The organism is Haloechinothrix aidingensis (genome assembly GCF_013450155.1).
Lineage (GTDB): Bacteria > Actinomycetota > Actinomycetes > Mycobacteriales > Pseudonocardiaceae > Haloechinothrix > Haloechinothrix aidingensis.
The window spans coordinates 138,336-148,612 of sequence record NZ_JACCKD010000004.1 but is presented as its reverse complement, the minus strand read 5'-3'; the positions used below and the strand labels follow the sequence as shown (position 1 = coordinate 148,612).

Genomic DNA, 10,277 nt, shown 5'->3' with positions numbered 1-10,277 from the left:
ACCGCATGCCGTGGCAGGCCGGGCAGCGAATCACCGCAGCCCATCTCCCCCAGGAGATCGGCGAGGCACGCAACGATGGCACCGTCGACACCAACGACACCGATGTCGAACTCGTCGCCCTCGACGTGCACCTCGAGGCCGACACCGCCTACCGCATCGAAGGCTTCTCCCGAGCACGGTGGTTAGACTCGGCCGACAACAACGGGCAGGCCCACAACGAAATCCGCGTCGACACCACCCCTGTCGCGGTGTCCCGGAACCGTCCCGAATCGACCTCCACTGCCCGCACCTGCTCGCTGTACACGGTCGAGCCGCACTTCGTGCCCGAGTCCACCGGCACCGTCACCGTCCAGCTGATGGGCTCACGCACCAGCATGAGCGGCACCACCAGCGACATCCAATTCCGCGGCTCCGGCGGAACCGAATTCGAGATGTGGCTACGCGTGTCGGTGATGTCACCAGCATGAGACTCGTCGGCATTCCCTGGATCGACACCCTCGTGGTCGCCGCGATCGTGGTCACAGCGATCGCGACACTGGCCGTCAAACCGGGAATCGCGGCCTGGCGCATGGCCCGCCGCGTCTCCCGATTCCTGGACCAATGGGAGGGAACGCAGGAGCGGGCCGACGTACCGGAGCGCGACCGGCGTCCGGGCATCCCCGACCGTCTTACCGACCTCGAGCATCAGGTGGGACCACTCACCGAGCGACTCGACGCCGTTGAGCAGAGGCTCGGAAACGACGTCGCCTAGACCCACACCCACAGCTGCCCCGGCCTGACCTGGTCGGGGCTGTCGCATGTCAGGAGGACCACACCATGCCCGACCCCGACCCGAACGACGTGATCGACCCCGACACCGACGAGCCCGACGCCGTCGAGATCACCGACCCCGACCACCCCGACTACGTCGAGCCGTACGACGGCGCCACACCCGTGAAGGAGAACTGACATGGCACTCCTGTGCAGCTACCAGGGCGCCAGCTCGTGCACCAGCGGCCCCACCAGCGGCGCTCGCGCGCTGATGGCGTGGTTCCTCGGCGCCTACAGCGACGGCGTCAACACCGGCATCTACAACTGCCGCACCGTCGCCGGCAGCTCGACCACGAGCCTGCACGGCGAAGGGCGCGCGGCCGACCTCGGCGTGCGGCCACACGGAGCGCAATGGGGCACCACCCTGGCCGACGCGCTGCGCCGTAACAGCCGCGACCTCGGGGTGCAGTGCATCATCTGGAACCGGCGTATCTGGTCCGGCAGCTACTGCCAGGACGGGTGGCGCACCTACAACGGCAGCCACCCACATCACGACCACCTGCACGTCGAACTGACGTGGGACGCCGCCAACTCGCTGACCGCCGACCAGATCGAAGCCGTGCTCGGCGGATCCTCCGGCGGAAGCGGAGGAGCGCGGCCGTACGAGGACTACCAGCAGGCACGCCCCGGTAGCCGCGTGCTGTACGGAGGACGCGACAAATACTCGACGTGGTCGCGCGGCAGCGACGTCGAGTACCTGCAGCGGTGGCTCGACATCACCGACGACGGCTACTTCGGCCCCCAGACCCACGACCGGGTGCGCTGGTACCAGGACATGCGCGGCATCGCCGTCGACGGCGAGGTCGGCCCCCAGACGTGGGGCGAGATGGGAATCGGATAGGAGGACACCATGTGGAGCGCACGCTACTGGCGCGACCTGGCCGAGCGCGCCATCGCCTCAACTGCGGCCGGCGCACTCACCGCCATCGGCGGCGACACCCTCAACGTGTGGGACGCCGACTACACGATGATCAGCGGTGTCGCGGCGGGCGCCGGCCTCATCGCCGTACTCAAGGGGCTGGCCGCCAAAACAATCGGCGACCGTGAGTCGGCCGCGCTGTCACGGGACCGCGCTCGGTGACGGAGGTACGCTCGCACCTGCTGCGCCCCGACGGCACCCCCATCGCGGGCCAGCAGGTCACCATCCACCTCGAGGGCGCCCCGTGGCTCGACGACGCCACCGGACAGCTCATGCAGGCGGTGCACGTCGTTACCGACGACGACGGCCAGTGGTCCGTGGACCTGACGCCGCAGTCCGAGATCGAGGTCACCGACACCTACTACGAGGTGCGGGAGCATCGGCACGCCACCAGCTACTGCGTGGTGCCCGACAACGGTCCCGTGTGGCTGCGGGACATCATCGTCGACCCAGACACGCTCGACCCGGCCGACCCCTCGGCGGACTCGCTGTACGTGCCGCGCACCGAGGTCGGCGAGCCCGACGGAGTCGCGCCGCTCGATAGCGACGGGGTGCTGCCACCGGAGCATCTGCCGGCGACGGTCACCGCCACGAATGATTACGGGGACCTCTACCAGAGCGTGCCGGACACGTCGGTCTCCAGCACCACCACCGGCCTCGCATCCGACTGGGGCCACGTGGTGACCATGGTCGCCACCGCCGACGGCTCCGGCTCGCGCGTGCGATTCATGATCTCCTCGCTCGGCGATGCCACCGATCAGCGTGTCGGTGTGTACCTCGGCGACAGCTACACGAACCTCTCCAAGGTGGCCGAGGCCGTCGGCGCCTGGGCTGTGGGCGTCAACGAGCTCGGCCTCGATAGCACAGTGACGGTGTCGGAGGGCGACGTCGTCGCCTACGTCGCCGCGATCAGCTACACCGGCGACACCACCCACATCCGGGGCAAAAACATCGACGCGGTCGACCAAGTCAACCGGCACGGAGTGCACAAGCTCGGCCGCAGCGACGGCATCACCCCTGGTGCCCTGCCCGATACGCTCGACGCGACACAGTGGTCCGGCTGGACGCCGGCCGTTCCCTGGATCGCCATGGCCGAATAGGCACCAGCCGGCCGAACACGAGCGCCCCCACCCTCCACATGCGGACGGTGGGGGCGCGTTCGTCGTGTCTCGCTCTGCTCGGAGCACGTGGCGCACCCGTGCTAGAGCCCCGACCTTCGCGGGGTCACCCGCGTGGCTAGAGAGGGGCGCGTCCCGCGCTGTCCATGGCTGCGTGTCACCCTGTCGGGGATGTTGCGCTATCGCGCATGGTTGCGCATCGTGAGACACGCCGGTATCGAAACCACCCGCCTCGGGGATGGACTCGGTAACCTTGCGTGGTGGCCACGCCGGGAGGCGTCGCCCAGAAGTGGGGGCCGTGCTGCCTCAATCAGCACGGCCCCTGCGCACTCAATTGTCTCGCGCTGTTTGCGCAGCCGAGACGTGGACACCAGCTAGTGAGGAGCTGATGACAGATGCAACATAGCAACGACGGGTTCTTTGGGGAAGCACCGCGGGGCGAGTCGAGTGATCTGGATCTCTTCGGCCAGATGGACAGCGGCCTGTTACCGGAACACTTCGGGCTCGCTGAGGACGGCACGCCGTACGTGATTGCAGGGACGTTCGCCCGGGCGCTTGGGTATCGAGACGCTGCCAACGCCGGACGCCTGCTAGACGAAGAAGAAAAGGGTACTCAGATTGTGAGTACCCCTGGCGGTGACCAGCGTGTATCCGTTATCTACGAGGATGGCATCTGGGAGCTGATCTTCCGCTCCACGCTCCCGGTCGCGAGGGCGATCAAAGCCAAGGTGAAGCGGATTCTGCGTGAGCTTCGCCAGAACGGCTACGTCGACACGCGGCAGAAACCGATGAGTGAGCTGGAGATGGCTCGTAAGTATGTTGCCGCGCTGGAACGCAATCAAGAGCTGGAGCCCAAGGCCGAGGCGTACGACGAGTTCATGACCGCCGAGGGCGACTACCCCGTAGCCACGGTGGCGCAGATTCTCGGGCTCGGACAGAACCGGCTGTTCTCCCGACTGCGATATGAGCGCGTGCTCATCACCGGTGGTCGTCGGCACAACACTCCTTACCAGGAGTACGTACACCACTTCCGAGTGGCGGCGCGCTACTTCGAGGACGGTCGCGGTCGGCAGCGGACCACCTACACCACCTACGTGAAGCCGTCCGGGGTCGAGTTCATTCGCAAGGTGCTCAAGCTGCAGGAGAGCGCCGCTTAGGCGGGCACGTACAGCAACTCGCAGCGCACACTGGCCCCGGCCTACCCAGAACAGGTGGGTCGGGGCCACGCGTGTGACTAGCGGCGGTGGTAGCGGATCGATTACCTACAATCGAACACATGATCGAATCAGGGGAACCTGGGATGTGTGCCTACCGACATCTCATGCACGGAGGGAGGTTTCGCAGGATCTGGCAGCCATGCCAGTGCCCCGCCGCGACCAACGGCGGCCACATGTCGTGGATCTGCCTACAGTGCAGAGAGGAAGGCCGTGACGACGCCGACGCATGCCTACACCCGGCCGGGCATGCGCCCCATGGCTTGGCTGCAGTCGTGGCTCGGACGCGACTAACGGTTCTCGCGCGAGCAGCGCAGGCACCGGTCGCCGGACACGTCAGGCCGGCTGACCGGGCGACCGCAGTGGCAGGAGGGGACCGGTCCCCAGTCGACCACGACCTCGTGTGTCTCCGGCTCGGGTGGGGGTGGGGGTGGCCCGCCCCGGTGCTGACAGCCGGCGCACACGGTCCGCTCTCCCGGGTGCAGGTAGATCTCCTGGTCACACCCCGGCGTCGAGCAGGTGGGGTAGGTCGTGGTCACGGCGTCTCCTGTCACGTCGCGTGATGCTACCGAGGCTGTACGGGCTGGCCCGAGCCTGGGCACGTGCCCTGCTCGCCCGGGGCTCTATGCCGAGGAGCTGCTGCGCCGGGTGGCGCGTTGACTACCTGATCGCATGCCGGGCATCTACCGTCGTCTGCCATTGTTGACCTCCGTATCGTCGCTGTCGAGCGTCGCCGATCGGTGTGTCTGATGGCACCCGCCGATCAGGTGGGGACCCGGGCGGTGCATGGTCGGGGGCTGCATGCACCGCCCGGGAGTCTCACTGGGTAGGGCGCGCAGAAGAGCCGCGGGCTTCTTGCACGCGTCCGGAGCTTCCGTCGCCGCGCCGGACGATGCGGGAGGTGCCGTCCGGCTCCGTGACGATGACAGTGCCGTCGCGGTCGACGATTGTCTCCCTGCCGAACATGTCTATGTGCCAGCACATGACGGCCTCGCAAGCTCGGCGCAGGGCCGGGGGCGTTCGCGATCGGGCAAGGATCGCCCGGCGTAGAGCGCAGTGATCCGTTCGTGGAGGTACGCGCGATATCGCTCGCACTGAGGGCAGCGCATCGGGGCGGTCGTCATAGCTCGCTACCCCGACGGAGGTACGGCTCGCCGTCGTCGACGATCATGCGCGGCCGCGGGTCGTGCGGGTCGTGTTGCCATCTCCGGGAGAGCAGCCAGCCGCGCACCGTGTCCCACGGAACCACCGCAAGGAACGGCACCGCAAACAGCAGTAGGAGCCAGAGCCAGTACACGAGGCCTCCCCGCGGTAGGTATGCTGCGATGTAGCGATCGCTAATCGGTGTGTGCACCAAGCATGCGGTTCATGCACCAATGTGGCAATGCTCCAATCGTGCGGTGATGCGACTACGGTCGGTTACGGCCTACGATGTGATGCATGGTCAGCACCGCCAACACCCCGCGAGCCCGCGCCCTCGGCGCCGAACTCAAGGAGGCGCGGGAGCGCGCCGGACTCACGACACGCCAGCTGGGCGCACAGCTCAACAGGCAGAACAGCCACATATCGCGCTGGGAGACTGGCCGGCTCGCGCCGAGTGTGGAGGACACGGCAGCGGTGCTCGGAATCCTCGGCGTCACCGGTGCAGAGCGGGACAGGATCCTCGACCTCGCCCGCGACGCCAGCGATCCGAACTGGGTCAGTCCGGGCGTGCAGAAACACCTCGCCGCACTCAGGGAGTACGAGCGCACCGCCAGTCGCATTACCAACGTCGAGCCCACGATGGTCCCCGGCCTGTTGCAGACCGCCGACTATGCGTGGTCGATCATGGTCGCGGCCGGAGCCACTCGTGGCGAGGCCGACCAGCGGGTGACCTATCGGATGGGCCGGCGTGACGTGCTCACCGGGCGGAAACCGGTGCAGCTCGACGCGCTGATCGGCGAGGCCGCCCTGCGCTACGCGCCGTGTGACCGAGACGTGATGGTCGAGCAGCTGCGTCACCTGCAGAAATGGTCCGAGTCGAGCAACATCACTGTGCAGGTGATCCCGCAGCGGCAGGGGTACCTGCCGAGTCTCGAGGGCGCGTTCGTACTGATCGAGTTCGACCGGCACGACCCGGTGGTGCAGATCGAGCACTACCGAAGCGCGACCACGATCACCGATCGGGGGGATGTGCAGGACTACCAGACCGCGGCGGATACTCTCCGCCGGGAAGCGATGAGCCCCGAGGAGAGTATGGGGCTCATCGCCGAAACCGCCGACGAGATGGAGCGTACACCATGAATACGACACGCTGGCGCGTATCGAGCTACACCGGCAACCAGGGCAACTGTGTCGAGCTCGCGCTCGAACCGGCTCGCGCGCGGGTGCGCGACACGAAGGACCGCGACGGCGGCACCCTCGAGGTGCCGTTCACCGCGTGGCAGGCGTTTACCACGCAGCTACGCGAGCAGTAGACGCACCCAAGCGCCAAACAAGCTAGGGCCACCACTGCCACGCTGCAAGTCCACGGCCGGATTGCTTGGCGCGACGCTACGAATGGCGCCCCCGTGTCCTCCGGGACGCGGGGGCGCCATCGTATCGGCCGGGCTGCTACTTGCGCAGAGTGATATCCACCAGCCTTGGAGGTATCAGGCGGAGCAGTGCACGGAGGCGTAGTCTCCGCTGGCGTCCTGCGACGTAACCACCTCGCCGTTGCGGACGATCTCGCAGGCGATCTGACCATCAGTGCTCATGCTCGTTACCGACAGCGTGGGGGTGAACATGATGCCTTCGTCGGTGACCTCGATCGTCTTGGACCACGGTGGGGTGGTGTCTGTGCTCGAGGTGGATGACCCATCGCCGGAGACCGTGCCGTAGGAGATCGACACTTCGCCCTCGCCGGTGACGCGATACTCGTATGTGGTGACCTCGGAGCTGCTCTCCTCGTCGCCGCTGCCGTTGCCATTCTCGTCGGTCTCGGTGACATCAGCAGGCCCTTCGAGCTCGTCCACGAATGCCTGCTGGGCGGCCACTGTGGCGGCGATCGCTGCGACGCACAGCGCGACACCGATCCCCGCGAGCAGCTTGCGGGTGCCGAACAGGGCGATGATGCCGAGGATGAACCCGACTGCGGCGACGACGGCGGTGACGTTGTTGAGGATGGGGATCACCGATCCGACGAGGCCGACGATGCCGAGGATGAGTCCCGTCCAGGCGAGTCCGCTGAACTTGTGTGTTTGCTGCTCAGTTGTCATGCATTCTCCCTATGTCGTGTTCAGTAGGTGTGTCGACGGTGATCGACTTGCTGTTACGTGCAACCTGGTCGTCCGTCGACAACGAACCGGAGATGAGTTTGCATATGTTTAGTAGGCCGTCTCCGGCCTGCACGTGAACGTGGTGTGCGGTGCCGTGTTCCTGCTGCTCCGGGGGGTGCGAAGCGGCCCGCGCCTGTCGGCCTCGCTGGCTGGGCTGGTACTCGCCGGGTACGTGGTCACCGTCGGTTACACCCCGAGCGTGCTGCGGGCCGCGCTGATGGCGGCCGTGGGGTTGCTCGCGTTGTTCCTCGGCCGGCAGCGCGCGGCGATGCCGGCGCTGGCGTTCGCGGTGTGCGTGCTCGTGCTGTACGACCCGGAGATGGCCGTGCGGTTCGGGTTCGCCATGTCGGTGGCGGCGACCGCGGCACTGGTCGTGCTCGCGCCGCGGTGGGTCGGTTCGCTCCGGTCCAGGGGCGTGCCGGTCGGGTTCGCCTCGGCGGGAGTCGTCCCGCTGGTGGCCTTCCTCGCGACAGCCCCGCTCATCGCGGGCATGGCCGGCGAGGTCAGCCTGGTCGCGGTCGGGGCGAACATCCTGGCCACCCCCGTCGTCGCGGTGACGACCGTGCTCGGCGCGCTGGCCACGGCGACGGCAGGCGCCGCGCCCTGGCTCGGTGAGCTGCTCGCCCGGTCGGCGTGGCCGGGGTTGAGCTGGTTGCTGCTCGTGGCGCGAGGTGCCGCGGACGTCCCTGCTGGCGTGCTCGGCTGGCCGGATGGCTGGCTCGGTGGTGGGCTGGCGGCACTGCTCTCGCTGTCCTGCGTGCTTGCCTGCCGGTACCGGACGCCCCGTCGCGTGCTGGCGGCCTGCCTGGTGCTTGCGCTGGTGGTGTGGGCTGCCGCGCGCCTGTCCGCACCGGGGTGGCCTCCCGCGAGCTGGGCGGTTATCGCCTGCGACGTCGGCCAGGGTGACGGGTTGCTGCTCGCGACCGGCGAGGCAGGCAGTGCCGTGGTGGTCGACACCGGCAGTGCACGAAGCGGGATGGTGGCATGCCTCGACAGGGTGGGCGTGGACCGTGTCCCGCTGCTCGTCGTCACGCACCTGCACGAGGATCACTACGGCGACCTACCGGCGGTGCTGGACGGTACGCAGGTCGACGCGGTGGCCGTGGGACCGGGGCGTACCCCGGAGCGCGCGTGGACCGCCGTCGTGAATGCCGCGAGGGACGAGAACGTGCCGCTGGTCGAGCTGGCACCGGGGGACGCGATGAGCTGGCCCCGGCTCGACCTGCGGGTGCTCGGTCCGCGCCACGTGCCTGCCGAGCAGGCGGCCGAGCCGGGCGGGACGGCTGTCAACGATCTCTCCCTCGCCGTCACCGCCGACACCCCTGCAGGCAGGATCCTGCTACCCGGGGACGGGGAGGTGGCCGCACAGGGCGACCTGCTCGCTGCCGGCCACGACCTGCGCGCCGACGTGCTGAAGGTGCCGCACCACGGCAGCGGGAACACGCGGGACGACTTTCTGCGGGCCGTCGCACCCGACGTCGCGGTCATCAGCGTGGGGGAGGGAAACCAGCACGATCACCCGGACACGGCGGTCGTCGATCAGCTCACCGGGGCTGGAACGCGGATCGCGCGCACCGACCGCGCGGGCGACATCGCTGTCGTGCCCGCGCGGGACGGCATCGTCATCGCGCGTCGCTACTGACCGAGGGCCTCGCGCACCGCGCCTACCGTCGGCGTGACCGTCGCCTTCGGGCCGACCGAATCCTGCACGGCGTCCAGCGTCTTCAGCCCGTCACCGGTGATCAGCAGCACGGTCTCCGCATCGGGATCGATCTTGCCGGCCTCGATGAGCTTCTTCGCGCACGCCACGGTGACCCCGCCTGCTGTCTCGGCGAAGATGCCCTCGGTGCGGGCCAGCAGCTTGATCCCCTCGACGACCTCCTCGTCGGTGACGTCCTCGATCGCGCCACCGGTGCGGTTGACGGTGTCGAGCACGTACGGCCCGTCGGCGGGGTTGCCGATGGCCAGCGAGCGGGCGATCGTGTCCGGCTTGGTCGGCTGCACGACGTCGAGGCCGGACTTGAAGGCGGAGGACACCGGGGAGCAGCCGGTGGCCTGGGCGCCGAACACGGTGTACGGGGACGGCTCCACGAGCCCGACCTCGCTCAGCTCGGTGAAGCCCTTGTCGACCTTGGTCAGCTGCGAGCCGGAGGCGATGGGCACGACGATCTGCTCGGGAATGCGCCAGCCGAGCTGCTCGGCCACCTCGAACGCCAGCGTCTTGGACCCCTCGGAGTAGTAGGGCCGGACGTTGACGTTGACGAACGCCCAGTTCTCGTTCTCGGCCGCCAGCTCGGTCGCCAGCCGGTTGACGTCGTCGTAGTTACCGTCCACGGCGATCAGCGAGCCGTCGTAGACCGCGGTGGTCAGCACCTTGGCCTGCTCGAGCGAGGACGGGATCAGCACGACGGAGTCCCATCCCGCGCGGGCGGCGGCGGAGGCGACGGCGTTGGCGAGGTTGCCGGTGGACGGGCAGGCGAGCACGTCGAAGCCGAACTCGCGCGCGGCGGCGAGCGCCACCGCCACCACCCGGTCCTTGAACGAGTGCGTGGGGTTGCCGGTGTCGTCCTTGACCCAGATCCGGCGTACGCCCAGCTCCTGGGCCAGCCGGTCGGCGCGGATCAGCTTCGTACAGCCGGGCTCGGTGTTGGGGATCTGGTCGACGTTGCTCGGAACGGGCAGGAGCTTCTTGTAGCGCCAGATGTTGCGTGGGCCCGACTCGATGTCGGACCGGCGCACCGTGCCGAAGTCGTAGGCCACCTCGAGGGGGGAGAAGTCGTCCGCGGAAACGAAGTCCGGAGCGAGCGGCTGCTCGTGGCCCTCTTCCTTCGACTTCAGGTACGCGGCCGGTCCCAGGTCGATACTTCCGGAAGCGGAAGAGCTGGTCGAGGTCGCACCGAACGTTGCTGTCATCGAGAGG

General features: G+C 68.1%; 14 protein-coding genes. 10 read left to right on the top strand and 4 right to left on the bottom strand.

Annotated features, from left to right (window positions below):
• The first annotated feature begins 5 nt into the window (after positions 1-5).
• From H0B56_RS12065 to H0B56_RS12040, 7 genes are all read left to right on the top strand, one after another.
• On the top strand, positions 6-467 hold the full coding sequence (locus H0B56_RS12065) for a hypothetical protein (RefSeq protein WP_180893115.1): 462 nt from the start codon (positions 6-8) through the stop codon (positions 465-467).
• Positions 464-751, top strand: a complete 288-nt coding sequence (locus H0B56_RS12060) for a hypothetical protein (RefSeq protein ID WP_180893114.1) — start codon at positions 464-466, stop codon at positions 749-751. Before H0B56_RS12065 ends, H0B56_RS12060 begins: the two co-directional genes overlap by 4 nt.
• 65 nt (positions 752-816) lie before the next feature.
• Complete coding sequence (locus H0B56_RS23240; RefSeq protein ID WP_281373642.1) at positions 817-948, top strand: hypothetical protein; 132 nt, start codon at positions 817-819, stop codon at positions 946-948.
• Between the two features lies 1 nt (position 949).
• Entirely contained in the window at positions 950-1,651 is a 702-nt protein-coding gene (locus H0B56_RS12055; protein WP_180893113.1) for a peptidoglycan-binding domain-containing protein, read from the top strand.
• A 9-nt stretch (positions 1,652-1,660) separates the two neighbouring features.
• Entirely contained in the window at positions 1,661-1,891 is a 231-nt protein-coding gene (locus H0B56_RS12050; protein WP_180893112.1) for a holin, read from the top strand.
• Entirely contained in the window at positions 1,888-2,829 is a 942-nt protein-coding gene (locus H0B56_RS12045; protein ID WP_180893111.1) for a hypothetical protein, read from the top strand. Before H0B56_RS12050 ends, H0B56_RS12045 begins: the two co-directional genes overlap by 4 nt.
• Positions 2,830-3,242: 413 nt before the next feature.
• Positions 3,243-4,004, top strand: a complete 762-nt coding sequence (locus H0B56_RS12040) for a phage antirepressor (protein WP_180893110.1) — start codon at positions 3,243-3,245, stop codon at positions 4,002-4,004.
• Positions 4,005-4,351: 347 nt separating this feature from the next.
• Here the strand turns inward: H0B56_RS12040 and H0B56_RS12035 are convergent, their stop codons facing one another.
• Both H0B56_RS12035 and H0B56_RS12030 read right to left on the bottom strand, forming a co-directional pair.
• On the bottom strand, positions 4,352-4,615 hold the full coding sequence (locus H0B56_RS12035; protein ID WP_180893109.1) for a hypothetical protein: 264 nt from the start codon (positions 4,613-4,615) through the stop codon (positions 4,352-4,354).
• A 566-nt stretch (positions 4,616-5,181) separates the two neighbouring features.
• Positions 5,182-5,358 carry a hypothetical protein gene (locus H0B56_RS12030; RefSeq protein WP_180893108.1) on the bottom strand — a complete coding sequence of 59 codons (177 nt, stop codon included), beginning with the start codon at positions 5,356-5,358 and terminating at the stop codon, positions 5,182-5,184.
• A gap of 143 nt (positions 5,359-5,501) precedes the next feature.
• On the opposite strand from H0B56_RS12030, the gene H0B56_RS12025 reads away from it, so the two are divergent.
• Both H0B56_RS12025 and H0B56_RS12020 read left to right on the top strand, forming a co-directional pair.
• Positions 5,502-6,344 (top strand): helix-turn-helix domain-containing protein, encoded by an 843-nt coding sequence (locus tag H0B56_RS12025; protein ID WP_180893107.1) that lies wholly within the window; start codon positions 5,502-5,504, stop codon positions 6,342-6,344.
• The gene (locus H0B56_RS12020; RefSeq protein WP_180893106.1) at positions 6,341-6,517 is read left to right on the top strand and encodes a DUF397 domain-containing protein; all 177 of its coding nucleotides are present in this window, start codon (positions 6,341-6,343) and stop codon (positions 6,515-6,517) included. Before H0B56_RS12025 ends, H0B56_RS12020 begins: the two co-directional genes overlap by 4 nt.
• Before the next feature lie 174 nt (positions 6,518-6,691).
• On the opposite strand, the gene H0B56_RS12015 is transcribed toward H0B56_RS12020, so the two are convergent.
• Complete coding sequence (locus tag H0B56_RS12015) at positions 6,692-7,297, bottom strand: SdpI family protein (RefSeq protein ID WP_180893105.1); 606 nt, start codon at positions 7,295-7,297, stop codon at positions 6,692-6,694.
• Positions 7,298-7,424: 127 nt separating this feature from the next.
• Between H0B56_RS12015 and H0B56_RS12010 the strand changes: the two genes are divergently transcribed.
• Positions 7,425-8,999 carry a ComEC/Rec2 family competence protein gene (locus tag H0B56_RS12010; RefSeq protein WP_281373648.1) on the top strand — a complete coding sequence of 525 codons (1,575 nt, stop codon included), beginning with the start codon at positions 7,425-7,427 and terminating at the stop codon, positions 8,997-8,999.
• On the opposite strand, the gene thrC is transcribed toward H0B56_RS12010, so the two are convergent.
• Positions 8,993-10,270 carry a threonine synthase gene (thrC, locus tag H0B56_RS12005; protein ID WP_180893103.1) on the bottom strand — a complete coding sequence of 426 codons (1,278 nt, stop codon included), beginning with the start codon at positions 10,268-10,270 and terminating at the stop codon, positions 8,993-8,995. The genes H0B56_RS12010 and thrC overlap by 7 nt on opposite strands.
• Between the last annotated feature and the right edge of the window lie 7 nt (positions 10,271-10,277).

Coding starts and splice junctions, on each gene's coding strand:
- H0B56_RS12065 (WP_180893115.1), top strand. CDS start 6: ATGCCGTGGCAGGCCGGGCAGCGAATCACCGCAGCCCATCTCCCCCAG.
- H0B56_RS12060 (WP_180893114.1), top strand. CDS start 464: ATGAGACTCGTCGGCATTCCCTGGATCGACACCCTCGTGGTCGCCGCG.
- H0B56_RS23240 (WP_281373642.1), top strand. CDS start 817: ATGCCCGACCCCGACCCGAACGACGTGATCGACCCCGACACCGACGAG.
- H0B56_RS12055 (WP_180893113.1), top strand. CDS start 950: ATGGCACTCCTGTGCAGCTACCAGGGCGCCAGCTCGTGCACCAGCGGC.
- H0B56_RS12050 (WP_180893112.1), top strand. CDS start 1,661: ATGTGGAGCGCACGCTACTGGCGCGACCTGGCCGAGCGCGCCATCGCC.
- H0B56_RS12040 (WP_180893110.1), top strand. CDS start 3,243: ATGCAACATAGCAACGACGGGTTCTTTGGGGAAGCACCGCGGGGCGAG.
- H0B56_RS12025 (WP_180893107.1), top strand. CDS start 5,502: ATGGTCAGCACCGCCAACACCCCGCGAGCCCGCGCCCTCGGCGCCGAA.
- H0B56_RS12020 (WP_180893106.1), top strand. CDS start 6,341: ATGAATACGACACGCTGGCGCGTATCGAGCTACACCGGCAACCAGGGC.
- H0B56_RS12015 (WP_180893105.1), bottom strand. CDS start 7,297: ATGACAACTGAGCAGCAAACACACAAGTTCAGCGGACTCGCCTGGACG.
- thrC (WP_180893103.1), bottom strand. CDS start 10,270: ATGACAGCAACGTTCGGTGCGACCTCGACCAGCTCTTCCGCTTCCGGA.